Genomic DNA, 26,741 nt, shown 5'->3' with positions numbered 1-26,741 from the left:
GTCAGCGCCGACCGCTCAGAGGTCGAAGCGGTCGAGCTTCATGACCTTGCTCCACGCGTCTGCGAAGTCCTGAACGAACTTCTCTTCGCCGTCTTCAGCGCCGTAGACCTCGGCGACGGCGCGGAGACGGGAGTTCGAACCGAAGATGAGGTCGAGCCGGGTCGCGGTCCAGTCGACCTCGCCGGTCTCGCGGTCGCGGAGCTCGAATACCTCCTCATCCTCGTCGACGGGCTCCCAGTCGCGGTCGAAGTCGAGCAGGTTGACGAAGAAGTCGTTCGTCAGCGTCTCCGGCTCGTCGGTGAACACGCCGTGGTCCGAGCCGTCGTAGTTCGCGTCGAGGACGCGCATCCCGCCGACGAGCACCGTCATCTCGGGAACGGACAGCTGCAGCAGCTCCGCTCGGTCGACCATCTCGTGTTCCGGCTCGTGAGGCAGGTCCTCGCCGAGGTAGTTGCGGAAGGCGTCGACCTCCGGTTCGAGCACCTCGAAGGACTCCTCGTCGGTCTGATCCTGCGTGGCGTCGACGCGTCCCGGCTCGAACGGTACCTCGACGTCGTGGCCGGCGGCCGCGGCGGCCTCCTCGACCGCGAGGTTGCCGCCGAGCACGATGAGGTCGGCGAGCGACACCCGCGTGTCGTCGTCGCGCGAGTCGTTGAACTCGGCCTGGATCTCCTCGTAGGTCTCTAGCACGGACGCCAGCTCGTCGGGGTCGTTGACCTCCCAGCTCCGCTGGGGTTCGAGGCGGATCCGCGCGCCGTTCGCGCCGCCGCGTTTGTCGCTGTGACGGAACGTGGAGGCGGACGCCCACGCGGTCTTGACGCGGTCGGAGACCGAGAGGTCGGAGTCGGCGATCAGCGCTTCGAGGTCGGCGATCTCCGCCTCGCCGACGACGTCGTAGTCGGCCTCGGGGAGCGGGTCCTGCCAGATCATCGTCTCCTCGGGGACCTCGGGGCCGAGGAACCGCTCCGGCGGGCCCATGTCGCGGTGGATGAGCTTGTACCACGCCTTCGCGAACGACTCCTGGAACTCCTCCGGATCGTCGCGGAACTCCTCTAGGACCGCCCGGAAGTCGTCGTCGTGTTTCAGCGCCACGTCCGTCGTGAGCATCATCACGTCCTCTTTGTCCGAGGGGTCTTGGACGCCGGGCGCGGCGTCGTCGAGCTCGTCGTTCTTCGTGGTCCACTGCCACGCGCCGCCGGGGCCCTTCTCCGGCTCCCACTCGTAGCTGAGCAGGTTATTGACGTAGCTCAGGTCCCAGACGGTCGGCGTGGTGTTCCAGGGGCCCTCGATACCGCTCGTGATCGTGTCGGGGCCTTTCCCCTCGCCGAACTCGTTGTCCCAGCCGAGCCCCTGCAGGTCGATCGGGGCGTCCTCGGGTTCCGGTCCGAGGTTGTCGCCGGAGTCGGCCCCGTGGACCTTCCCGAAGGTGTGGCCGCCGGCGATGAGCGCCACCGTCTCCTTGTCGTTCATCGCCATGTGGCTGAACGTGTCGCGGATGTTGTCCGCGGACCCCTCAAGGTCCGGCTCGCCGTTCGGGCCCTCCGGATTCACGTAGATGAGGCCCATGACGGTGTTCCCGAGCGCGTCGTCGAGGCTGCCCTCCTCGGTGAACCGCTCCGCCGACATCGACTCCCACTCGTCTTCCGGACCCCAGTCGACGGCGTCGTCGGGCGTGAAGTCGTCCTCGCGGCCGCCGGCGAAGCCGAACGTCTCGAAGCCCATCGATTCGAGGGCGACGTTGCCGGTCAAGACGATCAGGTCGGCCCACGATAGCTTGCGACCGTACTTCTGTTTGACCGGCCAGAGCAGCCGCCGGGCCTTGTCGAGGTTGACGTTGTCCGGCCAGCTGTTGAGCGGCGGGAGCCGCTGTCGTCCGCCGGACGCGCCGCCGCGACCGTCGTGCGTCCGGTAGGTTCCGGCGCTGTGCCACGCCATCCGGATGAAGAGCGGACCGTAGTGGCCGTAGTCGGCGGGCCACCAGTCCTGTGACGTCGTCATCACTTCCTCGATGTCGGCTTTCACCTCATCGAGGTCGAGCTCCTCGAACGCCTCGCCGTAGTCGAACTCCTCGTCGAGCGGTCCCGGGTTCCCGGCGTGCTCGTCGAGAACGTCCAAGTCGAGCTGGTTCGGCCACCAGTCTTTGCGGACCCCAGACATTAGCGACCCCCCTCCGATCCGTTCAGATACGTGTCGTGAGTGAATTCGTGAGACATGCGTCTTCGGAACGACCTTGCTCGACCGCGAATAAAAATGTGGCTACTTGCCCCGTGTAAAACGCGGCAAAAAGAACCACTATTGTGAATATAAAAAAATTTGTTTGCATACTTCAAATTCTATGGGGAACTGCGACGCGAACCGCCGTGTCTATCGGTACCCGGCCAGTCGCCGCGTTCGGTCGCTCCGAGAGCGCGCCCGGCGTCTCGGGTCGGATCTCCGCGCCCTGGGGGGTCGGATTTCCGTGCGCCGGGCCGTCTCGCCTACGCGGCCGCGTCGAACCGGTCGGCGTCGGGTCGGGGCGCGTGGACGTGTCGGCACCCACACTCAAGGCACTCCGCGGTCCAGCGTTCGCATGGGATCGAACCGCTTCCTGTTCGTCTCCGCAGACGCCGCGCTGATCACCGACTTGGCCTGGCACGTGCACCGCGAGGGCCACGACGTGAAGTACTACATCGAGGCCGAAGGCGATCAAGAGATCGGCGACGGCTTCGTCCCGAAGACGGACGACTGGCGCGCAGAGGTCGACTGGGCGGATGTCATCATTTTCGACGATATCTGGGTCGGTTCCGACATCGGCACGGGTGAACTCGCCGAGGAACTCCGCGAGGACGGGAACGCCGTCGTCGGCGGGACGCCCAACACCGATCATCTCGAAGAGGATCGAGGGTACGCGATGGAGATCCTCGAAGAACACGGCGTGAACACCGTCGAACACCACATCTTCGACAGTTTCGACGCGGGGATACAACACGTCCAAGAGAATCCTGCCCCGTACGTGATCAAACCACTCGGCGAAGTCCAGAACGTCAAGCGCTTACTGTACGTCGGGAACGAGGAGGACGGGAGCGACGTCGTAGACGTGCTGAAGGCGTACAAGAAGGCGTGGGGTCACCGGATGAAGGGCTTCCAACTTCAGCGCAAAGTCGAGGGTGTCGAAGTCGCTATCTGCGGGTTCTTCAACGGGGACGAGTTCATTGACCAAGTCAATTTCAATTTCGAGCATAAGAAATTATTCCCGGGAAATATCGGCCCCTCGACCGGGGAGATGGGGACCTCCATGTTCTGGGCGGGCCAGAACGAACTGTTCGAAGAAACCTTCGGGAAACTCGAAGACTGGCTCGCCGACGAGGGCTACGTCGGGAGCATCGACATCAACTGCATCGTGAACGAGACCGGGATCTATCCGCTCGAGTTCACGCCGCGGTTCGGGTACCCGACGATCGCGCTGCAAGAGGAGTCTATCGAGTCGTCTACCGGGGAATTCTTCTACGATCTCGCGCACGGCAACGAGCCCGAGGTAGAGGTTCACAACGGGTATCAGATCGCGGTGCGAGTCGTCCTCCCACCGTTCCCGTTCGACGACGAGAAGACGTACGACGAGAACTCCCGGAACGCGGCCGTCGTCTTCCAGACCGAGAGCCGAGAGGGGATCCACATCGAGGACGCGAAGAAGGTCGAGAGCCAGTGGCGCGTCGCGGGCGACAACGGGATGCCGATCGTCGTGACGGGCAGAGGCGAGACGATGCAGGCGGCCCGCGAACAGGCGTACGACCGGATCGACGATATCGTCATGCCGAACATGTACTACCGGGACGACATCGGCGAGCGCTGGGTCGACGGCGACGGCGACCGGCTGCAGGCGTGGGGATACCTCGGGCCGGCCGACGCGTGAACGGTCCACGCCGACCGGGCCTCCACGACTTTTTAACGGTCGGGGTCCACTACTCGCGGTATGGCGAAGTACTCGACGGGCGGCGGCGGGGGCGGCGACGACGGAGACGCCTGTGAGCTCTGCGGGCGCGAGACCACGGATCTCGAGCGGGCGACGGTCGCCGGCGCGAAGCTGCTCGTGTGCTCCGACTGCCGCCCGCACGACGACGCCGGGAACGCGCCCGGCGGTCGCGGCGGGTCGAGCGGCAGCGGGAGCACGAGCGGCAGCCCGGGCGGCGCGAGCGCCGGGACGAGCGGGAACGAGAGCCGGAAGAAGGAACTGGCCCGCAAGCAGGCCAAGATGTACGACTCCGCGGCGGGCGATTCCAAGCACTGGGAGGAGGGCGGAACCAACTACGAGTCGGACCGGCTCCCGTACCTCGTCTCCGGGTACGGCGACGACGTGGCGGCGGCTCGCCAAGACGCCGGCCTGACGGTGGAAGAACTCGCCGAGGAACTCGGTGTCGACGACGACGACGTCTTCGCCGTCGAGGACGGGCGCGCCGCGACCGCCGGCGTCGGCGGGTCCGTGGTCCGCGCGCTCGAAGAGCGGCTCGGCGTCGAGATCGTCGACGAGTGATCCGGCGCGACGAGACCCGCGGCCGAACCGGCAGACCGCTGACGGTCGCGGCGGCGACGCGGCGGTGACAACGATCGGGCCCGGAGCTTCGGCCGCTCAGTTCCCGTCCGGTGACGGAACGGCGAGCACGGGAACGTCGGCGCCGAGGATCACGTCTTGGGTCACGCTCCCGAAGACGGCTTTTCCCGAGGGGCGGCGCTTCCGCCCGGCGACGCAGATCGCGTCCGCGCCGATGTCCGTGGCCGCCGCGAGCAGTTCGTCGGCCGGATCGCCGCTCGCTTCGTAGTGGACGCAGTCGACCCCGGCGTCTTCCAGCGACTCTCTCGCGCGTCGAACCGCCGCGATCTGGTGGACTGACGCTCCCTCCGGATTGTCTCGGAACACGTGACAGAGGTGTGCGGTCACCGCGTCTGCGCGCGCCGGAAGGGCAGCGATGGCGTCGCCCTGTGCGACCGCGCGACCGTCGTCGGCGTTGTCGATCCCCACGAGTACGTCGTACATGGGCGACGGTTCGACGGGGTGGCTCATAAGTCGTACCGCCGTCCGGGACGGCCGCGCGGATCCGGGTACTCCGGCCGTGTTCGTCTCGTGCCGCCGGTTTTTATCTCATGCCGCCGAAGGTGGCTCCATGATTACGGTCAAAGACACCGTCCACGATCACATCGAGATCGACGGTGTCGCAGCCGACCTCCTCGATACGCCCGCTGTCCAGCGGCTTCGGCACGTCAAACAGCTCGGGACGGTACAGCTCGTGTACCCTTCCGCGAACCACACGCGGTTCGAGCACAGCCTCGGCGTCTATCACCTCGCCAGCCGAGCGCTCGATCACCTCGGTATCGACGGGGTGCAGGCCGACCGAATCGAGGCGGCGGCGATGCTTCACGACGTCGGCCACGGACCATTCAGTCACAACCTCGAAGCCCTGACGCACCGGCGGACGGGGAAGTACCACGACGACGTCGACGAACTCCTCGCCACCGGCGCGGTCGGCGAGGTACTCCGCGACCACGGCCTCGACCCCGAACGGATCGCCGGGCTCGTCGCCGGCGAGGGGACGTACGGACAGCTCGTCTCGGGCGAACTCGACGTGGACCGAATGGACTACCTCGTCCGCGACGCCTACCACACCGGCGTCCCGTACGGCACCATCGACACGGAGCGGTTCGTGCGCGAGCTGACGTTCACGACGCTCGCAGACGAGGCGGACGACGGAGGGGACGAGGCGGACGACGGAGACCGAGACGGAACCGATCGGATCGGGCCCGACGAACGAGGCGGTTTCGACGGCCGGAGAGCGGATGGCCCGACGCTCGTGTTGGACGAGGGGAACGTACAGACCGCAGAGAGCCTGCTCCTCGCCCGGGCGCTGATGAATCCGGTCGTCTACACCCATCCGGTCGCGCGGATCTCCAAGGCGATGTTGCGCCGCGCCGCGAGCGACCTGCTCGCCGCGACGACGACGACCGCGTCCGAGCTGCGTCGGATGGACGACCACGACTTCCTCGTCGCGATCCGCGACTGTCCGGCCACCGCGGACCTCTCCCGACGGTACGACGAGCGCGACCTGTACAAGCGCGCGGTGTGGGCCGAATACGGCGACGTCCCCGGCCGGATACACGAGGCCGACCACGACGACGAGGTGACGCTCGAACGCGAGATCGCGGCGGCCGCCGGCGTCGCTCGCGAGCACGTCGTTCTCGACGTTCCGCCGGAACCGTCGATGCGCGAGTCGACGGCGCGGGTCACGGTCAACGGCGACGTCCGCCGGCTGGAGCGGCAGTCGCCGTTGGTGTCCGCGCTTCGGACCGCCCAGCGCAATCAGTGGCGGCTCGGCGTGTACGCGCCGGAGCCCGCGACCGACCGCGTCGGACGCGCCGCGGCCGACGTGCTCGGGCTCGACCCCGACGCGCTCGTGACCGAGGTCAGGCAGGCGATGCCCACGACGCTCGACGAGTTTTGATCGGCCGTTGGGTGCGTTCGACCGCGATCCGTGCCGTGACGTTTTAATCCCGCGCTGGTCACGCTCGGGTATGCACCTCGAAGGGACGATCCTCCGCGGTCCCGACTTCGACCCCGTCGAGGGACGGGTCGTCGTCGCCGACGGGGAGATCGTCCGGATCGACGCGACGGCGGTCGACTCCGACGACGTGATCCTCCCGGCGTTCGTCAACGCGCACACGCACATCGGCGACTCCATCGCGAAGGAGGCGGGCGAGGGGCTCTCGCTCGACGAACTCGTCGCGCCGCCGGACGGACTGAAACACCGGCTGTTGCGCGCCGCGACCCACGACGAGAAGGTCGCTGCGATGGCCCGCACACTCCGGTACATGGAGTCGACGGGGACCGGAACCTTCCTCGAATTCCGCGAGGGAGGCGTCGAGGGCGTCGCCGCGCTGCGGGACGCGGTCGCGGGCGAGGGCGTCGCGTTCGACGAGCGCGCGATCGAGCCCGTCGTCTTCGGCCGCGACGATCCCGACGTGCTCGGTGCGGCGGACGGCTACGGGGCGTCGGGTGCCCGCGACGCCGACTTCGACGCCGTCCGCTCGGAGACCCGCGAGGCCGGCAAGCTGTTCGGCATCCACGCGGGCGAGCGCGACGCGGACGACATCAATCCGGCGATGGATCTGGACCCCGACTTCCTCGTCCACATGGTCCACGCGGAGCCGATCCACCTCGACCGGCTCTCGGACCGCAGCACGCCGGTCGTCGTCTGCCCGCGGTCGAACCTCGTGACGAACGTCGGCGTGCCGCCGATCCGCGACCTCGCCGACCGGACGACCGTCGCGCTCGGGACCGACAACGTCATGCTGGACTCTCCGTCGATGTTCCGAGAGATGGAGTTCGCGGCGAAGCTCGCCGACCTCCCCGCCCGCGAGGTGCTCCGGATGGCGACGGTCAACGGCGCGGCGATCGGCGGGCTGAACTGCGGCGTGATAGCGGAGGGGAAAGACGCCGACCTGCTCGTGCTCGACGGCGACTCCGACAACCTCGCCGGCGCGCACGACCTCGTCCGCGCGATCGTCCGGCGGGCGGGCGAGGCGGACGTCTCGCGGGTCGTGATCGGCGGCGACGAGGTCGTTCCGCGGAGCGACTGACCGACGCCCGTGTCCGGCGTCCGCGGCGTCGCGGACGCGCTCGCCTTCCTCCCGGCGACGGGCTGAAACCCTCGCCGTCCGTACCGTTCGTATGGCACCGTTCTCGCTTCTCGGCGGACTCGTGGTTGGACCGATCGTCGGACTGCTCGCCACGCTGGCGATGGACCGCGCCATGCCTCGACTTCCCGAGGGACAGACCGCGCCGCGGGTCGCCGCGAGCGTCCTCACCGGCGTTCCGGTCGGAGACGCGCCGGAGCGGCTCGCGACGTGGGTCCACTACGTCGCCGGCGGCGGGTCCGGGCTCCTGTTCGTGGGACTGGTCGCCGCGGTACGAGCGGTCCTCGGCGTCGGAACGCCCGCGGCGGCCGTCGTCGCCGCCCCCGTCATGCTCGCGCTGATGGTCGGCTTCTTCGCGCTCGTTCCGCTCCCGCGCGCGGAGGGGCTTCCGCGGCAGCGGCTCGCAGCGATCCGCCGCGACTGGGCGCTCTCGGCCGCGGCGTACGTCGTCGTCGCCGCCGTCCTCGTCGTCGCAGCCGCCGGGGTCTGAGGCCGTACCGCGATCCAACTCGGCCGGAGTGAGCGCGGCGAGAGCGACGGAGAGAAACGGTTTAGTCGGCGTGTCGTCCCGCTACTCACATGCACGCCATCACTCGATCCGGGTGGATCGAGGTCATCTCGGGGTCGATGTTCTCCGGGAAGACCGAGGAGCTCCTCCGGCGGCTCCGGCGCGCCGAGATCGCCGGACAGTCAGTCAGCGTGTTCACCCCGGCGGTCGACGACCGGTACGGAGAGACGACGATCGGGAGCCACGCCGGTCGGCAGTGGGAGGCGACGGTGGTCGACAACGAGGGCGAGGGACCGCGCGATATCCTCGACGTCGACGCCGCGGAGGTGGTCGCGGTAGACGAGGCGAACTTCTTCTCGAACGCGCTCGTCGACGTCTGCGAGACGCTGGCCGACCGTGGCCACCGCGTGATCGTCTCGGGAACCGACCAGACGTTCCGCGGCGAGCCGTTCGAGCCGCTCCCGCAGCTGATGGCGACCGCGGAGTACGTCGACAAGCTGCAGGCCATCTGCTCGCAGTGCGGCGAGCCCGCCTCGCGGAACCAGCGGCTCATCGAGGGCGAGCCCGCCCACGTCGACGATCCCACGATCCTCGTCGGCGCGGCGGAGTCCTACGAGGCGCGCTGTCGAGACTGCCACGTGCTCGTCACCGGGGAGCGGTCGGACGGCAGGCGGGCTCGGCTGTCGAAGCGGGAAGGGCCGAGCGACGCGAGCGGCTCGGACGACTGACGGAGCCGCCGGGCCCCGCGAGTCGGCAGTCGTCGCGTCTCATCTGCCGGGCCGGTCGGTCACGTCCCGGTAGGCCCACAGGTGCCCGTCTCCACCCGGCAGGTCGATCGGTCGGTAGGTCCGTCTGAGGGTCCGACCGTCGGCCATATCGATCCGCTCCCCCTCGACGGGCTCGCGGTCGGCGAGGACCGCGTCGATCCGCTCGACGAACCCCTCGGAGTCGGCGAAGAGTCCGCTTATCTCGACCGCGAACCGCTCGCAGTCGCGCCCCCGAGCGTCCGCCGGGTCGCCCGGAATGCCGAAGATGTCGTAGAGACGGTCGTTCACGCGGATGACTCGCCTGTCCGCGTCCTCGACTAACATACCGACCGGGAGGGTGTCGAGGACCGTCGAGAGGACCGCGTTCGTCCGTTCTATCTCGCGTTTGCGCTCCGTCTGCTCGGTGACGTCCTCGAACTGCGAGAAGACCCGGATCACCTCGTCTTCGTCGTCGGTCACCACCTGGTTGTGCCACGTACAGCGGATGCGCTCCCCGTCGCGCCTGACGTTCTCGTTGACGCTGCTGTACCCGCCCTTATCAGAGAGCAGATCGCGTTCGAGCGCCGCGACGTGGCGGTGCAGCTCCCGCGGGACGAACGGGAGCCACGTGCCGCCGACGAGCTCGCTCTCGTCGTACCCGAGTATCTCCTCCCCGGCGGGGTTCACGCGCTCGATCTGAAACGTCTCGTCGTACTCGATCGTCCCGAGTGGCGACTGCTCGATGTACCGCGAGAGCCGCTCTTCGCTCGCGGCGAGCGCACGCCGCGCGCGGTGTTGGTCCACCGCGTTCCGAACGCGGTTGGCGAGGACGGCGTACTGGTCGCTGCCGGCCTGTTTCTGGATGTAATCGGTCGCGCCAGCCGAGATCGCCTCGCTCGCGATCTCCTCTGAACCCTTTCCGGTGAACAGCACGAACGGGACCTCGAAGCCGCGGTCGCGGACCCGTTCGAGGAACGTCAAGCCGTCAGCACCCGGCATCTCGTAGTCGCTGACGATGCAGTCGATCCGCTCCGTGTCGTCCCCGAGAACGTCCAGGGCAGCTTCGACGTCCGTCTCGGAGCGGACGTGGAACTCCGCGTCGAGCCGTTCGAGGTACGTCGCAGCGAGGTCGAGGAAGCTCGGCTCGTCGTCGACGTGAAGGACACGAATGCCCGCTTCGCGACCGCCGTCTGGCCGGCTGGGCGTCCCCGTCATTGCCACGTACTACCACAACGGCAGGCATATACGTTCGGGTCTCCGCCCCCGCGGTTCGCCGCTGCGTTCAGCGGTCGAAAGAGCCACGGGGCCCGCCACCGAGGCGTCGGCATGGAGTACGAGGAGCCGAAGTTCTTTCACGTGATGCAGTACGCGGCCGCGGCCGACGGCGACGTCATCGACATGGTGAGCGGGAACCCCGACTGGGAGCCTCCGGCCGCGCTCAGGGAGGCGCTCCGCGAGTACGCCGACCTCCCGCCCGACGCCTTCCAGTACCCTCCGAGCGAGGGGCTCAGAGAACTCCGCGAGGCGATCGCGGAGCGCCGGGGGGTCGACCCCGAGAGGCTCGTCGTCACGAACGGCACCGGCGAGGCGAACTACCTCGCGATGGCGCGAGCGTTCGACCGCGAGGCCGGCGACGAGGCGCTTCTCACCGACCCCGTCTACCCGTACTATCCCGGGAAAGTGTCCATGCTCGGCGGGGAGGCGACGCTCGTTCCGACCGACCGCGACGGCGGTCTCGACGTGGCGGCGATCGACGCGGCCGCGAGCGAGGAGACCGCACTGATCGCGCTCAACACGCCGAACAACCCGACCGGTGCCGTCTACGACATCGAGACGGTCCGGGCGGTCGCCTCGATAGCCGACCGGGTCGACGCGCTCGTGTTGGTCGACGAGGTGTACGACCACTTCGATCTGTCCGGGCGGTTCGAGTCCGCGCTGACGCTCGACTCCGACCGGGTGATCGTCACGAGCGGCTTCTCGAAGTCGATGGCTATCACGGGGTTCCGCGTCGGATACGGCGTGTTCCCGGCCGAGCACGTCGCCCCGGCGAAGACGCGACACATGCTCGTGAACGTCGCGGGGGCGCGCCCCTCGCAGTACGCCGTGACCCACGCGCTCGCGGAGACCGATCCCGGCTACTACGCCGACGCGCGCGAGCTGCTCGCCGACCGGGTCGACGCCTTCACCGACGCGCTCGACGCCGCCGGAGCGGAGTACACCCGCCCCGAGGGGGCGTTCTACGTGCTCGCGCGCTTCGACGGCTTCCCCGGAACGATGGCGAACGTCAAGCGCCTGATAGACGAGGTCGGCGTCGCGGGGATGCCCGGCGAGGCGTTCGGACCCGCGCGCGACGACTGGATCCGGTTCGCGCTGGTGACGCCGCGCGCGACCGAGGCGGCGGAGCGGCTGGCCGACTACTTCGGCGAGTGAGCCGTCGGAACCCGAAGGAACCGCACGAACGTCGAATACGCATATGAATCCGGTTGCGAACGCACACCTCTCCGCCGGCCCGGTCGGCCATCCGTGCGTGTGTATTCCACACACGGCCTCGCGTGCTGCCGGTTCTCGCCCGTTTCGGGCGTGGGTCGCCTCCGGTCGCGTCGAGTCGAATTTGCGATCGCCACAAAGGTTAAGTTCCTAACCCTCCTGTCGTCAGTCGATGACAGACATCACGGAGGCTTCGTCGGACACCCCGGCGGATCGAGTTCTTCCAGGGCACGATAGCTTCTAACATCGATATCGGTCCTGTACGGATCTTCGACACGACGTTACGAGACGGTGAACAGTCACCACGGACGTCGTTCAGCTACGACGAGAAACGCCGAATAGCGGCGACGCTGGACGACATGAACACCCACGTCATCGAGGCGGGGTTCCCGGTCAACTCGGACGCGGAGTTCGAGGCCGTGAGCGATATCGCCGCCGCGACGGACACCACCGTCTGCGGGCTGGCCCGCGTCGTCGAGGGCGACATCGACGCCGCCATCGACGCGGGCGTCGAGATGGTCCACGTGTTCGTCTCCACCAGCGACGTACAGCTGGAGGACTCGATGCACGCGACCCGCGAGGAGGCGAAAGAACGGGCGGTCGACGCCGTCGAGCACGTCAAAGACGCCGGCGTCGAGTGCATGTTCTCGCCGATGGACGCCACCCGGACGGACCCGGACTACCTGATCGACATCGTCGAGGCCGTCTCCGACGCCGGCACCGACTGGATCAACATCCCCGACACCTGCGGCGTCGGGATGCCCACGAGCTTCGGCGAGACGGTGAAGGCCGTCGTCGAGGCGACCGACGCGCGCGTCGACGTCCACACCCACGACGACTTCGGGATGGCGGCGGCGAACGCGGTCATGGGCTTCGAGAACGGCGCGGAGCAGGCGCAGGTCTCGGTCAACGGGATCGGCGAGCGCGCCGGCAACGCGGCGTACGAGGAGGTCGTGATGGCCGTCGAGTCGGTGTACGGCGTCGACACCGGGATCGACACGACGCAGATCACGAAGCTGGCCCGGATCGTCGAGGACGCCTCGGACATCCCGGTGCCGGCGAACAAGCCCGTCACCGGACGGAACGCGTTCGCGCACGAGTCCGGCATCCACGCGGCGGGCGTCATCGAGAACGCCGACACCTTCGAGACCGGCGTGATGACCCCCGAGATGGTCGGGGCCGAACGCGAGTTCGTGTTGGGCAAACACACCGGCACGCACAGCGTGCGAAAGCACATGGTCGAGGCCGGGTTCGACCCGACGGACAGCGAGGTCCGACAAGTCACGAAGCGCGTCAAGGAGTACGGCGCGGGCAAGCGGCAGGTCACGGCCGGCGACGTCGAGCGGTTCGCCGAGGAGGCCAACGTCGACCGCACGGAAGAGGAGGTCAGGATCTGATGCCCGCGTCCCTGACGGGAGCGTCCGCCGAGCGGCGGCGGATCGACCACTCGCGGATCGGACGTCCGCGGACCGCTCGCGGGTCGCCGATCCGATCCGCAGGCGGTCGGTCGGCCCGACAGGGATTTATACCACGAACGCGTTGGTGCGAGCGAGATGCGACGGAACACCGACGTCCCGACGACAGCCGCCGTCGAGGGAGCCGTCGCGCGGATCATCGTAGGGGTCTGACCCCCTACACTACCCCTTCTACACCGACGCGAGGAACCGACGAACGCCACCGGACGGACCGCCGTGCGCGCGCCGTCCCGGCGTTCGGACCGACCGAATCTCACACGCGCGAGATGCTACATCGAACACCACCACGACAATGAGCGACACAGCAGCACAGCCACGAGAGGACGACCCGGACGGGTCAGAGGAACCGACGGAGCGGGAGGCCACCGACGACGCAGAGAAGGCGGTGTCGACCGGTGCCGACTCGGTGGTCGCCGCGCTGGAGGCCGCCGGGGCAGAGACGGCGTTCGGCGTCCAGGGCGGGGCGATCATGCCCGTCTACGACGCGCTGTACACCTCGTCTATCACGCACGTGACGATGGCCCACGAGCAGGGTGCCGTCCACGCGGCCGACGCCTACGGCGTCGTCACCGGCGAACCCGGACTCTGTCTGGCGACGTCCGGGCCGGGCGCGACGAACCTCGTCACGGGAATCGCCGACGCCGACATGGACTCCGACGCGATGCTGGCTTTGACCGGTCAGGTGCCGACGGAGTTCGTCGGCAACGACGCGTTCCAGGAGACGGACACGATCGGCGTCACGCGCCCGATAACGAAGCACAACTACTTCGCCAGCGGGGCCGACACCGTCGGCGACACCGTCGGCGAGGCGTTCGAGCTGTCGCGGTCCGGTCGCCCCGGGCCGACGCTCGTCGACCTCCCCAAGGACGTCACGCAGGACGAGACCGACCGGACGCCCGGGACGGCGACGCCGCCCCCGGGGAGCGCCCCGGACCCGAACGCCGACCCCGACGCGGTCGAGGAGGCCGCTCGTGCCATCGAAGACGCGGAGCGTCCCCTGTGTCTGTTCGGCGGCGGCGTGATCAAGGCCGATGCGAGCGACGCCGCGCGCACGTTCGCGCGGACGTACGAGATCCCAGTGACGACGACGATGCCCGGGATCGGGAGCTTCCCAGAGGACGAGGACCTCTGTCTCTCGTGGGCGGGGATGCACGGCACCGGCTACGCCAACATGGCGATCACGCACACGGACTGTCTGATCGCGGTCGGCACCCGGTTCGACGACCGGCTGACTGGCGGGATCGACACGTTCGCGCCCGAGGCCGAGGTCGTCCACGTCGACATCGACCCGGCCGAAATAAGCAAGAACGTCCACGCGGATTACCCGCTCATCGGTGACGCCGGGCACGTCCTCGACCAGCTGACTGCGGCGGTCCGCGAGGCGCCCGACGCGTCGGCGTGGCGCGACCAGTGCGCCGAGTGGAAAGAGACGTATCCGCTCACGTACGCGACGCCCGAAGACGAGCCGCTGAAGCCGCAGTTCGTCGTCGAGGCGTTCGACGAGGCGACGGACGACGACACCATCGTGACGACGGGCGTCGGCCAACACCAGATGTGGGCCTCCCAGTTCTGGACGTACACGGAGCCGCGAACGTGGGTCTCCTCGCACGGGCTGGGAACGATGGGGTACGGCGTCCCCGCCGCCGTCGGCGCGCGCGTCGCGGCCGACGCGATGGGCGAGCCCGAGCGCGACGTCGTCTGTTTCGACGGTGACGGCTCCTTCCTGATGACCATGCAGGAGCTGTCGGTCGCCGTCCGCGAGGAGCTGGACATCACCATCGCCGTGCTCAACAACGAGTACATCGGGATGGTGCGCCAGTGGCAGGACGCCTTCTACGAGGGGCGACACATGGCATCGGACTACACGTGGATGCCCGAGTTCGACAAGCTCGCCGAGGCGTTCGGCGCGTTAGGCCTCCGCGTCGACGACTACGACGAGGTCGCGCCCGCGGTCGAGGAAGCGCTCGACTACGACGGTCCCGCCGTGATCGACTTCCACGTCGATCCGGAGGAGAACGTCCTACCGATGGTGCCGAGCGGCGGTGCGAACGGCCAGTTCGCCACCGCGGAGGACCAGCTATGAGCGGAGACTCGTCGTCCGCGCCGGACTCGGACTCTCGGCCCATGCCCGGAGAACAGCCGGCACCCGACGAGCGACCCCACCCCGAGGGGCGGCGGAACCTCGAAGGGATCCGGATCGACCCTGTCGTCGAGGCCGAACACGAGTCGCGCCGCGCCGTCATCTCGGCGCTCGTGGAGGACGAACCCGGCGTGCTCGCGCGAGTATCCGGGCTCGTCTCGCGCCGACAGTTCAACATCGAGAGCCTCACCGTCGGACCGACGACCGTGGAGGGCCACTCGCGGATCACGATGGTCGTCGAGGAGACGGACCCCGGCATCGACCAGATCGAAAAGCAGATGGCGAAGCTGAAACCGGTTATTTCCGTCGGGGAGGTCGCCGGAAACGCCGTCACTGCCGAACTGGTCCTGTTGAAGGTACAAGCGGACGACCCGGCCGCGGTCCACGCGGTCACTGAGATGTACGACGGCCGGACGCTGGACGCGGGGCCGCGGACGATCACCGTCCAGCTCACCGGCGACGAAGACCGGATCGACGACGCGCTCGACGCGTTCAGGCAGTTCGGTATCATCGAGATCGCCCGGACGGGACAGACCGCGCTCGCGCGCGGAGACACCCCGACGGCACCCGGAGAGAAACCCGGAACGGCCGGCGAACCGACCACACACGACGACTGACAACACACATCATACACATGAGCGACAACGACATGCAGACGGTCGAATCCAACGTATACTACGACGAAGACGCGGACGGCGAGGCGATCGCCCAGAAGACGGTGGCCGTGCTCGGCTACGGCTCGCAGGGGCACGCCCACGCCCAGAACCTCTCCGACAGCGGGATCGACGTCGTCGTCGGGCTCCGCGAGGACAGTTCCTCGTGGGAGGTCGCAGAGAGCGACGGGCTCGACGTCGCGACACCCGCCGAGGCGGCCGCCGAGGCCGACATCGTGAGCGTCCTGTTGCCCGACACGGTACAGGCGGACGTCTACGAGAACGCCATCGAGCCGAACCTCGAAGCGGGCGACACGCTCCAGTTCGCACACGGCTTCAACATCCACTACAACCAGATCCAGCCGCCGGAAGACGTCGACGTGACGATGATCGCCCCGAAGTCGCCGGGTCACATCGTCCGCCGGAACTACGAGGAGGACCAGGGGACGCCGGGGCTGCTCGCGGTGTATCAGAACGCCACCGGGGAGGCCCACGACGAGGCGCTCGCGTACGCGGCCGCGATCGGTTGTACCCGCGCCGGCGTCGTCGAGACGACGTTCCAAGAGGAGACCGAGACCGACCTGTTCGGCGAGCAGGCCGTCCTCTGTGGCGGCATCGCCTCGCTGATCAAACAGGGCTACGAGACGCTCGTCGAGGCCGGGTACTCCCCCGAGATGGCGTACTTCGAGTGCATGAACGAGATGAAGCTCATCGTCGACCTGATGTACGAGGACGGGCTCGGAGCGATGTGGGACTCCGTGTCACACACCGCGGAGTACGGCGGCCTCACCCGGGGCGACGAGATCATCGACGATCAGGTCAGAGCGAACATGGAGGAGGTCCTAGAGGACGTCCAGAACGGCACCTTCGCCCGCGAGTGGATCTCGGAGAATCAGGCGGGGCGGCCGTCGTACACGCAGCTCCGCAACGCCGAGAAGAATCACGAGATCGAGGCCGTCGGCGAGGAGCTCCGCGGCCTGTTCGCGTGGCAGGAAGACGAGGAGGAAGAGGAGTCGGCAGAGGTGACCGCGTGATGGGCGTATGCGGCGTCACGGAGCGAACGCGAGAGACCGCGGCCGACGCGGGTGATCCCCGATGAGCGAGGGGACGCTGTACGACAAGGTGTGGGACCGCCACAAGGTGACGGAGCTGCCGACCGGACAGGACCAGCTGTTCGTCGGCCTCCACCTCGTCCACGAGGTCACCAGCCCGCAGGCGTTCGGCATGCTGAAAGAACGCGATCAGGAGGTCGCGTTCCCCGAGCGGACGCACGCGACGGTCGACCACATCGTGCCGACCGGCAACCGGGACCGACCGTACCGCGACGAGGCCGCAGAAAGCATGATGGCCGAACTGGAGGAGAACGTCCGCGGGTCCGGCATCGACTTCTCGGACCCGGACTCCGGCGATCAGGGGATCGTCCACGTCATCGGTCCGGAGCAGGGGCTCACCCAGCCGGGGATGACGATCGTCTGTGGCGACTCCCACACGTCTACGCACGGCGCGTTCGGCGCGCTGGCGTTCGGGATCGGCACCTCGCAGATCCGAGACGTGCTGGCGACGGGCTGTGTCGCCATGGAGAAACAGAAGGTCCGCAGGATCGAGGTCACCGGCGAGCTCGCCGAGGGCGTCACCGCGAAGGACATCATCCTCACTATCATCGGGAAGCTCGGAACCGACGGCGGCGTCGGCCACGTCTACGAGTACGCCGGCGAGGCCATCGAGAAACTGGGGATGGAAGGCCGGATGTCCATCTGTAACATGTCGATCGAGGGCGGCGCTCGCGCGGGGTACGTCAACCCCGACGAGACCACATACCAGTGGCTGAAAGAGACCGACGCTTTCGCCGACGACCCCGAGAAGTTCGAGCGGCTGAAGCCGTACTGGGAGTCGGTTCGGACCGACGAGGACGCCGAGTACGACGACGTCGTCACGATCGACGGGTCGGCCATCGAGCCGACCGTCACGTGGGGGACCACGCCCGGGCAGACCGCGGGCATCACCGAACCGATCCCGGACCCCGAGGACTTACCCGAGGAGGACCGCGACACCGCTCGGCGGGCGCAAAAGCACATGCGCGTCGAGCCGGGCGACACGATGGAAGGGTACGACATCGACGTCGCCTTCCTCGGGTCGTGTACGAACGCGCGCCTGAAGGACCTGCGGGAGGCCGCGGCGTTCGTCGAGGGACGCGAGGTCGCAGACGACGTGCGCGCGATGGTCGTCCCCGGCAGCCAGCGCGTCCGCGACGCCGCCGAGGCCGAGGGCCTCGACGAGATCTTCAAAGAGGCCGGCTTCGACTGGCGCGAGCCCGGATGCTCGATGTGTCTCGGAATGAACGACGACCAGTTGGTGGGCGACGAGGCGAGCGCGTCCTCCTCGAACCGGAACTTCGTCGGCCGGCAGGGCTCGAAGGACGGGCGAACCGTGCTGATGAGTCCGATCATGGTCGCGGCCGCGGCGGTGACCGGCGAGGTCACCGACGTCCGCGAGATGGAGGAGGTGGCGACCGTATGAGTTCGCCCGAGTTCAGCGCCGGCGAGGCTCCGGCGGAGAAGGTGACGGAAGTCACCGGGACCGGAATTCCGGTCCGCGGGAACGACATCGACACGGACCAGATCATCCCCGCGCGGTTCATGAAGGTCGTCACCTTCGACGGGCTGGGGCAGTTCGCCTTCTTCGACCAGCGGTTCGACGACGAGGACAACGAGAAGGATCACCCGTTCAACGAGGAGAAGTACCGGGGGGCGAACGTCTTGGTCGTTAACGCCAACTTCGGCTGCGGATCGTCCCGCGAGCACGCGCCGCAGGCGCTGATGCGCTGGGGGATCGACGCGGTCGTCGGCGAGTCGTTCGCGGAGATATTCGCGGGTAACTGCCTCGCGCTCGGTATCCCCACCGTTACGGCCGATCAGGAGGCCATCGAGGCGCTACAGGACTACGTCGAGGCGAACCCGGACGCGGACGTCGACATCGACGTGGCCGAGGAGACGATCACCTACGACGACACGGTGATCGACGCGACGGTCCACGACGCCCAGCGGAAGGCGCTCGTCGAGGGCGTCTGGGACACGACGGCGCTGATGGGCGCGAACGCGGAGGCAGTCCGCGAGACCGCGCGCTCGCTGCCGTACGTCCCCGACGAACACGTTCCCGAACCCGCGGCGGGGGACGGCGCGTGAGCTACGAGATCGCCGTCATCGAGGGCGACGGGATCGGCCACGAGGTCGTGCCCGCCGCCATCGACGTGCTCGACGCGCTCGACGTGGAGTTCGAGTTCGTCGAGGCGGAAGCGGGCGACGCTGTGGCAGCGGAGACGGGCGATCCGCTCCCGCAATCGACCTACGATCTCGCGGCCGACGCCGACGCGACGCTGTTCGGCGCGGCCGGCGAGACCGCGGCCGACGTCATCCTCCCGCTGCGGGAGGCCGTCGGCTCGTTCGTCAACGTCCGGCCCGCGAAGGCGTACCCGGGCGTCGACGCAGTCCGACCGGAGACCGACGTGGTCTTCCTCCGCGAGAACACCGAGGGCGTGTACGCGGGCCACGAGGACCGGCTCTCCGAGGACCTGTCGACGCTGACGCGTGTCGTCACCTCGTCCGCGTCTCGAGAACTCGCAGAGTTCGCCTGCGAGTTCGTCGAGGACGGCCGCGGTCCCGACCACGGCGACGGGTTCACGGTCGCACACAAAGCGAACGTGATGCGCGAGACCGACGGACGGTTCCGCGAGGAGCTGCTTTCCGTCGCCGACGAGCGCGGCGTCGACGCCGACGAGGAGCTGATGGACGCGTTCGCGACGAAGCTCCCGCTCGACCCCGGCCAGTACGGGGTCGTCGTCTGCCCGAACCTCGCGGGCGACGTGCTCTCCGATCTGGCCGCCGGGCTGGTCGGCGGTCTCGGCCTGCTCCCGTCCGCGAACATCGGCCACGACAACGCGCTGTTCGAGCCGGTCCACGGAACCGCTCCGGACATCGCGGGCGAGGGCGTCGCGAACCCGACCGCGGCGATTCTCTCTGCGGCCATGCTGGTGGAGTTCCTCGGCCACGTCGAGGAGGGACAGCAGATCCGCGACGCCGTGGAGAGCGTGCTCTCCGACGGCCCCCGAACCGGGGACCTTGGAGGAAACGCGACCACCGAAGAGGTCACCGCGGCCGTCGTAGAGCGGCTGTAAGCCGGACGCGACCCGGTTTTTTCACGGTCGAGGTCGGTCGCTCGCGTGCAAACCACAAGAAAGGAAACCCTGCGGCTCCTCGGCTCGGGTATGAGCAACTACTCGGTCGCGATGGAAGCAGCCTGGTTGGTCCGTGACGTCGAGGAGACCGACGACGCGATCGGCGTCGCGGTCAGCGAAGCCGGAAAGCGACTCAACGAGACGGACAAGCAGTACGTCGAGGTCGAACCCGGCGTCACCGGCTGTCCCGCCTGCGGCGAACCGTTCGACGCGGCCTTTCTCGCCGCTAACACGGCCCTCGTCGGCCTCCTCTTGGAGATCGACATCTTCAACGCCGACAGCGAAGAGCACGCCGAGCGGATCGCCAAGAGCGAAGTCGGCGGCGCGTTACGCGACGTGCCGCTCGAAGTCATCGAGATCGTCGAAACGGAGGGAGACGACGAAGACGCGTCGGACGAGTAACGTCGCGGTCCGCTCTTCGATCGGTCGGTCTACTTGAACCGGAACGTCTCCAGGTTCTTCGGCGCGAACGTCCGCATGTTGTAGTCGTGATACAGCGCCGACGAGAGGTCCTGGACGGACCGCTCGTCGCCGTGGACACAGAGCACCTTCTCGGGGCGAGGGTTCATCGTCTTCACGAAGTTCTCTAAGCCCTGCCTGTCGGCGTGCCCGGAGAAGCCGTCGACGACTTCGGTGCCCATCTCGAGGGTGAGCGTGTCTCCGCGGCCGCCACCGCCCCAGCCGTCGACCGGGATCTCGTCCCAGCCGTTCTGGATTCTGCGGCCGAGCGTTCCCTGTGCCTGGTACCCGACGAAGACGAGGTTCGAGTCCGGGTCGGGACCGATGTGGCGGAGCCACGACATGATCGGCCCGCCCTCGATCATCCCCGACGTGGAGATGATAATACTCTGCTCGCCGTCTGCGACCTCCTGTCGCTCGTCCTCTCCGGCGTCGATGTGGTTGAACTGGTCGGCGAGGAACGGGTTCTCGTCCTCGTGGAAGATGCGGTCGCGGAGGTCGTCGCGGAGGTACTCGGGGTAGGTGGTGTGGATCGCGGTCGCCTCCCAGATCATCCCGTCGAGGTGGACGGGCATCTCCGGGATCTCGCCCTCGCGCATCGCCTCCTCCAAGACGAGCATGATCTCCTGAGAGCGCCCCACGGCGAACGCGGGGATGACGACCTTCCCGCCCTGCTCGTACGTCTCGTTGATGACTTCCTTGAGCGCCTCCTCGGAGTCGGCCTGGTCGGTCTGGTAGTCGTCGCGGCCGCCGTAGGTGGACTCGAGGACGAGCGTCTCGACGCGCGGGAAGTCGTTGACCGCACCGTTGAACAGGCGAGTGTCCTCGTAGTGAATGTCGCCGGAGAACGCGACGTTGTAGAGGCCGTCGCCGATGTGGAAGTGGGTGACTGCGCTGCCGAGGATGTGTCCCGCGTTGTGGAAGGTGAGCTTCACGTCGGGAGCGACGTCGGTGACGTCGCCGTACTCCAGCGGGATGGTGTGTTTGATCGCCTCGCGGACCTGTGCGGACTCGTACGGGGGCGTCCGGCCGTCCTTGGCGGCGACGTCGAGGTAGTCGAGGGTGAGAAGCCCCATCAGGTCGCGCGTCGGCTCGGTGGTGTAGATGGGACCGTCGTAGCCGTACTTGAACAGGAGGGGCAAAAGCGCCGAGTGGTCGAGGTGGGCGTGCGTCAGGACGACCGCGTCGAGCGTCGCAGCGCCCGCGCCGAGCGCCTCGGGGACCTGGAGGTACGGAACTTCTCCTTCTGCGCCGGGTTTGTCGCCGCAATCGATGAGGATGCGCGTCTCGGGCGTCGAGAGGATGAAGGCGGCGCGACCGACCTCGCGGCAGCAGCCGAGCGTCGTGATCCGGACCCACTCGTCGTCGGACATCTCCTCGCGGTGGATCTGCCGGCCGACGCGTTCGAGGATGTCGCGGCGCTCCTCGCGCTCGTTTTTCAGGAACCCGCGCACGTTCGAGACGGTCGAGGACTCGATCGGCGGCGTTCGCACGACCTCGGGCGTCCACCCGACCTCTTGGGTTATCTCACGGAGCGTGGAGCCGCGGCGGCCGATCACCATACCCGGCTTCTCGGCTTCGATCACGACCTCACCGGTGTCCTCGTGGAAGTCGAGCGACGTGACGCCCGCCTCCTCGGGGATCACCTCGCGGACCTCCTCTTCGGCGCGGCGTGGAGGCGAGAGCGCGCTCGGGTCCGGGCGCACCGTGATCCGCTTGCGGAGCTTGGAGGCGAGCCGCCGGATCAGGTCGCCGTCGCCGGCGAACCGCTTCGGGTCGCGGGTGTACACGACCAGCTCCGGTCCCTCGTATTTGACGTCGGTGACCGTGATGTCGTTCGGAATCTCCTGTTCGATCTCTGATTTCAGTGTATCGAGTTGCTTATCGACTTGACTCATATCTTACCGCGGGTCGTCTGGGTCGCCGCCGCCGTCGAGTCGCAAACGGTCGACCGTGACGGGATAGGCATAATGGGAGTACTGTCCGTAGGTGGTACCGTGCGGGAACAGCCAGCGAAAACCCGCTTAGCTCAGGATTGTCCCGGCCGTTATAAAACCCTTCGCAAAGGGCAAGCCCCCGGAAGGTGAATCGCGTTGCATGCGTGTCACTCCCGAGTCGGTCCGTGCCGAGCGCGACTGGGTCCGCGACCGTGCCCCCGTCGTCGTCCCGCTCATAAACGACGCCCGAGACCGACTGGGTCGGCTCTTCGAGACGGAGGTGGACACGGTCACCGTCGAGACGTACCGCGACGAGGTCGAAACCGTCTTCGCCGACGGCGAGGTCGCGGTCAACGTCGCGGCCCTCGCGGGGATCCTCCGCGACCTCGACGTCGCGGACGACTACCCGGGGTTCGTCGTGGACGAAGTGCTCGGCCGCGAACTGGCGGCGACGATCGCCGGCGGGAGACCGCTTTCGCTGCTCGCGCAGGCGACGTTTCACTTCGTCGACGTGCACGTCGACGGCGACGCCCGGGAGCGGTCAGACGGCGCTGAGGGCGAGCAGGGATCCGCGGGGCGCGTTCCCGGCTCCGCCGGCGCGGACGATCTCGACGCCGCGCTCGCGGCCGGCTTCCAGACGCGCCTTCCGGGATGGAACTGGCGGGAGCGAGAGAGTCCGTTCGGGGTCGCGAGGGACTGATCGAGCGTCTCGACTGCCGGCGGCGTCAGGAGACGAGCTTCCGGACGAAGTCGTACCCGGCGTCGAGCACCGCGTCGGGGAGGAACCGCGCGAGGACGCCGACCCGGGCGGCGGTTCCGGGCTGGACGCGGGCCGGGGGCTGCGTCGCGCTCGCGGCGTTCACGATCGCGTCGGCGACCAGTTCCGGCTCGACCGATCCCGGGCCGTCACCGCCGACGAGTTCGGCGTCTTCGAACAGGGCGTACACGTCCTCGTACGCGCCGGTTCGGCCCGCGTCGGAGCCGTCGCCTCGCGTCTCGCCGCTTCGTCCGCCGGCCTCGCGCTCGGCGCGGTCCGCGAAGTTGGTCCGAACCGGGCCGGGCTCGACGACCACCACGTCGATCCCGTGGGTTCCGACCTCGTTTCGGAGCGCGTCCGACATCGCCTCGATCGCGAACTTCGAGCCGCTGTAGACGCCGCCGCCGGGGAACGAGACGCGGCCGGCGACCGACGAGACGTTCACGATCGTCCCGTCGCCCTCGCGCCGCATGCTCGGCAGCACCGCCCTGATCAGTCGATGCGGGCCGTATACGTTCACGTCGAACTGCTCGCGGACCTTCTCGGTCGGCACCTCCTCTATCGGACCGAACTGGCCGTAGCCGGCGTTGTTGACCAGCGCGTCGAACGCGCCCTCCTCGTCGAGGACGCGGTCGACGACGCGGTCGACGTCGGACTGGTCCGTCACGTCGAGAGTCGCGATCTCACAGCCCGCCTCGCCGAGCGTCTCGATGTCCGCCGGGTTCCGCGCCGTCGCGTACACGGTCCATTCCTCGTCGGCGAAGGCGTGCGCCGCGGCGCGACCGATACCGGAGGAACAGCCGGTGATGAGTGCCGTCTTCTGCACGCCTCTGCCGTCGGCCCCCGGCGGCATAACTCTCCCGACCGGCCGGCACACAAGAAGACAGCGGCCGCGGCAGACGCCGACGCGTGACTGGGCCGTCAGGCGTCGGCGTCTTCGTCCGCGTCCTCAGCGTCGTCGTCCGCGTCGTCACCGTCGGCCTCCGCGTCCTCAGCGTCGGCCTCCTCGGTCGCGAGCAGGTCGTGGTCGTCGAGGATCGCTTCGATCTCGTCGACCGACCGCTCGGTGTATCCTTCATCGACCGTGACCGTCGCGACGCCGACGCCCTCCGGAGAGAGCTCGCCGTCGTTCGACTGCGCGAGCGTGTCGAGCGCTAGCCCGACCGCCTCGTCGGTGGCGATGCCTTCCTCGTACTCCGATTCGAGGTAGTCGCGGAGGTCGCTGCGGTCCGAGCCGATCGAGAGCGCCTGCCACTCGTAGGGCGTCCCCGAGGGGTCCGTCTCGAACAGGCGCGGCTCGCCGTTCTCGATCCCGCCGACGATCAGCGCGACGCCGAAGGGGCGCGCGCCGCCGACCTGCGTGTACTGCTGGATGTGGTCGGTGATGTTCTTCGTCAGCGTCTCGATCCCGACCGCCTCGCCGTAGCGCAGGCGGTTGACCTGCGCCTGCCGACGCGCGAAGTCGATGAGCTGGCGGGCGTCGGCGACGTGGCCCGCGCTCGCGACGCCGACGTGGTCGTCGGCCTTGTGGAGCTTCTCGATACTCGCGGGCTCCATCAGGGGAGATCGGGCCCGTTTGTCCGCCGCGAGGACGACGCCGTCCTCGGCGCGGACGCCGACGCTCGCCGTCCCGCGTTTCACCGCCTCCCGGGCGTACTCGACCTGGTAGAGTCGGCCGTCCGGAGAGAAGATGGTGATGCCTCGGTCGTACGCCTGCTGTTGGGATTGACCCTGCATGATATCACTCGATGTCGAACGTCGTCGCGCCGACGTGTCCCGACTCGGTCCGCACGTCGCACGCGTCGCCGCGCACGACCGCGGGCCGCTCGGCGTCCTCGAACGCGACGTCTCGCTGTGTCGAAGTACCGCCCGCGCGACCCATATATCTTTCCTCACAGGCACGTACCGTCCCCGAGATCCCCCGCACTCGGATCCCGACCGGCTCGCCGTCGACCTCGCTCACGCACGCGATCGACGCCCGCGCCTCGGCGACGTGACCGTGCCTGACGCGGACGACCGCCTCGCCGCGGCCGTCGGCGTACGCGAACGAGAGCAGAGAGAGGTCGGCGTCGGCGCTGCCGGCGTCACCGACGAGATTGCCGGCGGCGTACCACAGCGCGCGCTGGAACGCCCGCCGTCCCACGTCGGCGTCCGGCCACGTCTCGATGCCGACGGCGACGTACCGCCACCGCGGTCTGAGGTACTTCGGGAGGTGTTTCATCCGTCGATCACTCCGGACCGCCGGTCTCTGCGCCGGGCTCTGAGAGCGCTTGGCCGCGCTCCGCGACGATCACGGCCACCTGGTCGTGGACGCGCTCGACCGTCGTCACCGCGAACCCCTCGTCCGTGAACGCCTCGACGAGCGTGCCGACGGTCGCCGGGTCGTCGACCTCCGGACCGTAGAACGGGGCCGCGGGATCCGGCTCCTCGAAGAAGGCCACGTCGCCGAGGACGACCCGCCGCGCACCGGTGGCCGCCATCACGCGGATCGCCTCGCGCTTCTCGTCGTCGGCGAGGTGGTGGAGCGCGAAGTTCGAGGTGACGACGTCGACCCGCTGGTCCGGGTCGATCTCGGGGTCGCGGAACTCGCCGTACGCGAACTCGACGTTCGAGAGCCCCGCCTCCTCGGCCTTCCGTCGCCCCTCGTCCATCATCCCCTCGCTGATGTCTCGGGCGAGCACGCGCTCGGCGTCGGGCGCGAGGGCGAGCGCGATAGCGCCCGTGCCCGCCCCGAGATCGAGGACGGTGTCCGCGGCCGACGGGTCGGCGTACTCGATCACGAGGCTCGCGCAGGCGTGGTACTCGTCGCTCTTCGAGTCGTCGTACTCGTCCGCCATCTCGGAGAACCGCGCCGCGTGTTCCTCAACCGTCTTCTTCATACCGTCCACGTCGGACCCCCGGCGCTATGAAGGCCTCGGAGCGCCGCTCCCGGGTTCGGGCCGCGATCTCGCCCCACGCGTCGAGCCCCTCGCGAACCCACTCGGGGTCGAAGCCGACCGCCTCCGCGGCGGCGACGACCTCCCGGGGGGCCCGCAGTTCGAGGTGCGACGCGGCGTTCGCACTCACGACGTGCGGGGCGTCGTAGTTGGTCACGATCTCCCGGAGCTTCCGGAGGTCGGCGAGCGCGCGGACGCGCTTCCCGCCCGTCTCTCGGAACAGCGGACCGAGGTCGAACTCCACGTGGACGCCGTTGTCGCGGGCGGCCTTCGCGAGGACGTGGTTGAATCCGCCCGACCCCGCCATCGGTCGGGCGAGCACGTCGACCCTGGGTTCCTCGACGGCGAACCGGTTCAGCGCGTCGTCGCCCCCGACGAGACAGACGACGGTGCGTTCGGGGCGGTAGTTGCCGACCGACCCGGAGGCGCTCGTCGGGTCGTCGGCGTCGATCTCGACCGCGTCGACGACGTCGACGCCGTACTCCTCGCCGAGCGCGGCCGGGTCGCGCTCGCGGTCCCCGGACGCCGGAGCACCGTCGGTGCTGGCGTCGGCGGCGGGGTCGCCGGCGTCGCCCGTCGCGCCGCGGTCGCCGGTCGGATCGACTAGGACCGGATCGAGCGCCTCGCGCGTCCGGACGACGATCCCGTCGTAGCCGTACCGCGCGGCGGTGGCGGCGTGGCGCGCGACGGTCGCGTCGCCGTCGGGGTGCGCGTGAACGGCCTCGTACATGGCGTCTCCTTTCGCCTCCGGCC

25 protein-coding genes are annotated in these 26,741 nt (G+C 68.5%); 16 read left to right on the top strand and 9 right to left on the bottom strand.

Annotated elements, in window-relative coordinates; translation table 11 throughout:
• Positions 1–15 precede the first annotated feature (15 nt).
• Positions 16–2,157 (bottom strand): catalase/peroxidase HPI, encoded by a 2,142-nt coding sequence (katG, locus tag NO930_RS13045; protein WP_256403789.1) that lies wholly within the window; start codon positions 2,155–2,157, stop codon positions 16–18.
• Between the two features lie 412 nt (positions 2,158–2,569).
• Here katG and NO930_RS13040 point away from each other — a divergent pair, with 412 nt between their 5' ends.
• Together NO930_RS13040 and NO930_RS13035 are read left to right on the top strand one after the other, a co-directional pair.
• On the top strand, positions 2,570–3,889 hold the full coding sequence (locus tag NO930_RS13040) for a phosphoribosylglycinamide synthetase C domain-containing protein (RefSeq protein ID WP_256403788.1): 1,320 nt from the start codon (positions 2,570–2,572) through the stop codon (positions 3,887–3,889).
• Between the two features lie 60 nt (positions 3,890–3,949).
• Complete coding sequence (locus tag NO930_RS13035; RefSeq protein WP_256403787.1) at positions 3,950–4,507, top strand: helix-turn-helix domain-containing protein; 558 nt, start codon at positions 3,950–3,952, stop codon at positions 4,505–4,507.
• Positions 4,508–4,603: 96 nt separating this feature from the next.
• Here the strand turns inward: NO930_RS13035 and NO930_RS13030 are convergent, their stop codons facing one another.
• Positions 4,604–5,008 carry a universal stress protein gene (locus NO930_RS13030; RefSeq protein WP_256403786.1) on the bottom strand — a complete coding sequence of 135 codons (405 nt, stop codon included), beginning with the start codon at positions 5,006–5,008 and terminating at the stop codon, positions 4,604–4,606.
• Between the two features lie 127 nt (positions 5,009–5,135).
• On the opposite strand from NO930_RS13030, the gene NO930_RS13025 reads away from it, so the two are divergent.
• From NO930_RS13025 to NO930_RS13010, 4 genes are all read left to right on the top strand, one after another.
• Positions 5,136–6,467, top strand: coding sequence for an HD domain-containing protein (locus NO930_RS13025; RefSeq protein WP_256403785.1), 1,332 nt, complete (start codon positions 5,136–5,138; stop codon positions 6,465–6,467).
• A gap of 70 nt (positions 6,468–6,537) precedes the next feature.
• Positions 6,538–7,602, top strand: coding sequence for an amidohydrolase family protein (locus NO930_RS13020; RefSeq protein WP_256403784.1), 1,065 nt, complete (start codon positions 6,538–6,540; stop codon positions 7,600–7,602).
• 91 nt (positions 7,603–7,693) lie between these two features.
• Entirely contained in the window at positions 7,694–8,149 is a 456-nt protein-coding gene (locus NO930_RS13015; protein ID WP_256403783.1) for a hypothetical protein, read from the top strand.
• A gap of 89 nt (positions 8,150–8,238) precedes the next feature.
• On the top strand, positions 8,239–8,895 hold the full coding sequence (locus NO930_RS13010) for a thymidine kinase (protein WP_256403782.1): 657 nt from the start codon (positions 8,239–8,241) through the stop codon (positions 8,893–8,895).
• A 39-nt stretch (positions 8,896–8,934) separates the two neighbouring features.
• Here NO930_RS13010 and NO930_RS13005 read toward each other — a convergent pair whose 3' ends face one another.
• On the bottom strand, positions 8,935–10,128 hold the full coding sequence (locus NO930_RS13005) for a PAS domain-containing response regulator (RefSeq protein ID WP_256403781.1): 1,194 nt from the start codon (positions 10,126–10,128) through the stop codon (positions 8,935–8,937).
• 111 nt (positions 10,129–10,239) lie between these two features.
• Here NO930_RS13005 and NO930_RS13000 point away from each other — a divergent pair, with 111 nt between their 5' ends.
• The 9 genes from NO930_RS13000 to NO930_RS12960 all read left to right on the top strand — a co-directional run bounded on the left by NO930_RS13000 (position 10,240) and on the right by NO930_RS12960 (position 20,301).
• Entirely contained in the window at positions 10,240–11,343 is a 1,104-nt protein-coding gene (locus NO930_RS13000; protein ID WP_256403780.1) for a pyridoxal phosphate-dependent aminotransferase, read from the top strand.
• 269 nt (positions 11,344–11,612) lie between these two features.
• Positions 11,613–12,797: a LeuA family protein gene (locus NO930_RS12995; protein ID WP_425601451.1), complete on the top strand. Its 1,185-nt coding sequence runs from the start codon at positions 11,613–11,615 to the stop codon at positions 12,795–12,797.
• Positions 12,798–13,167: 370 nt separating this feature from the next.
• Positions 13,168–14,958: a biosynthetic-type acetolactate synthase large subunit gene (gene ilvB, locus NO930_RS12990; protein ID WP_256403779.1), complete on the top strand. Its 1,791-nt coding sequence runs from the start codon at positions 13,168–13,170 to the stop codon at positions 14,956–14,958.
• A complete protein-coding gene (ilvN, locus tag NO930_RS12985; protein WP_256403778.1) occupies positions 14,955–15,632 on the top strand; it encodes an acetolactate synthase small subunit in 678 nt (225 codons plus the stop codon). Before ilvB ends, ilvN begins: the two co-directional genes overlap by 4 nt.
• A gap of 17 nt (positions 15,633–15,649) precedes the next feature.
• Complete coding sequence (ilvC, locus tag NO930_RS12980) at positions 15,650–16,702, top strand: ketol-acid reductoisomerase (RefSeq protein WP_137784629.1); 1,053 nt, start codon at positions 15,650–15,652, stop codon at positions 16,700–16,702.
• 61 nt (positions 16,703–16,763) lie between these two features.
• Positions 16,764–18,185: a 3-isopropylmalate dehydratase large subunit gene (gene leuC / locus NO930_RS12975; protein ID WP_256403777.1), complete on the top strand. Its 1,422-nt coding sequence runs from the start codon at positions 16,764–16,766 to the stop codon at positions 18,183–18,185.
• Positions 18,182–18,850 carry a 3-isopropylmalate dehydratase small subunit gene (gene leuD / locus NO930_RS12970; RefSeq protein WP_137784654.1) on the top strand — a complete coding sequence of 223 codons (669 nt, stop codon included), beginning with the start codon at positions 18,182–18,184 and terminating at the stop codon, positions 18,848–18,850. The genes leuC and leuD overlap by 4 nt, the downstream gene beginning before the upstream one ends.
• Positions 18,847–19,839 carry an isocitrate/isopropylmalate family dehydrogenase gene (locus tag NO930_RS12965; protein ID WP_256403776.1) on the top strand — a complete coding sequence of 331 codons (993 nt, stop codon included), beginning with the start codon at positions 18,847–18,849 and terminating at the stop codon, positions 19,837–19,839. The genes leuD and NO930_RS12965 overlap by 4 nt, the downstream gene beginning before the upstream one ends.
• A 90-nt stretch (positions 19,840–19,929) precedes the next feature.
• Positions 19,930–20,301 carry a DUF555 domain-containing protein gene (locus NO930_RS12960; protein WP_049982345.1) on the top strand — a complete coding sequence of 124 codons (372 nt, stop codon included), beginning with the start codon at positions 19,930–19,932 and terminating at the stop codon, positions 20,299–20,301.
• Between the two features lie 29 nt (positions 20,302–20,330).
• On the opposite strand, the gene NO930_RS12955 is transcribed toward NO930_RS12960, so the two are convergent.
• On the bottom strand, positions 20,331–22,256 hold the full coding sequence (locus NO930_RS12955) for a beta-CASP ribonuclease aCPSF1 (protein WP_256403775.1): 1,926 nt from the start codon (positions 22,254–22,256) through the stop codon (positions 20,331–20,333).
• A gap of 199 nt (positions 22,257–22,455) precedes the next feature.
• Between NO930_RS12955 and NO930_RS12950 the strand changes: the two genes are divergently transcribed.
• On the top strand, positions 22,456–22,995 hold the full coding sequence (locus NO930_RS12950; RefSeq protein WP_256403774.1) for a DUF7984 family protein: 540 nt from the start codon (positions 22,456–22,458) through the stop codon (positions 22,993–22,995).
• 25 nt (positions 22,996–23,020) lie between these two features.
• On the opposite strand, the gene NO930_RS12945 is transcribed toward NO930_RS12950, so the two are convergent.
• The 5 genes from NO930_RS12945 to NO930_RS12925 all read right to left on the bottom strand — a co-directional run bounded on the left by NO930_RS12945 (position 23,021) and on the right by NO930_RS12925 (position 26,718).
• Positions 23,021–23,905: an SDR family oxidoreductase gene (locus NO930_RS12945; RefSeq protein WP_256403773.1), complete on the bottom strand. Its 885-nt coding sequence runs from the start codon at positions 23,903–23,905 to the stop codon at positions 23,021–23,023.
• A 68-nt stretch (positions 23,906–23,973) separates the two neighbouring features.
• Positions 23,974–24,789: an archaeal proteasome endopeptidase complex subunit alpha gene (gene psmA, locus NO930_RS12940; protein WP_256403772.1), complete on the bottom strand. Its 816-nt coding sequence runs from the start codon at positions 24,787–24,789 to the stop codon at positions 23,974–23,976.
• Positions 24,790–24,793: 4 nt separating this feature from the next.
• Positions 24,794–25,273: an Rpp14/Pop5 family protein gene (locus NO930_RS12935; protein ID WP_256403771.1), complete on the bottom strand. Its 480-nt coding sequence runs from the start codon at positions 25,271–25,273 to the stop codon at positions 24,794–24,796.
• Between the two features lie 7 nt (positions 25,274–25,280).
• On the bottom strand, positions 25,281–25,931 hold the full coding sequence (locus NO930_RS12930) for a class I SAM-dependent methyltransferase (protein WP_256403770.1): 651 nt from the start codon (positions 25,929–25,931) through the stop codon (positions 25,281–25,283).
• On the bottom strand, positions 25,915–26,718 hold the full coding sequence (locus NO930_RS12925; protein ID WP_256403794.1) for an RNase P subunit p30 family protein: 804 nt from the start codon (positions 26,716–26,718) through the stop codon (positions 25,915–25,917). The genes NO930_RS12930 and NO930_RS12925 overlap by 17 nt, the downstream gene beginning before the upstream one ends.
• Positions 26,719–26,741 lie beyond the last annotated feature (23 nt).

It is taken from the genome of Halorubrum salinum, assembly GCF_024494575.1.
Taxonomy (GTDB): domain Archaea; phylum Halobacteriota; class Halobacteria; order Halobacteriales; family Haloferacaceae; genus Halorubrum; species Halorubrum salinum.
Note: the sequence above shows the minus strand (reverse complement) of the source record. Positions and strands in the feature narration are given on the sequence as shown.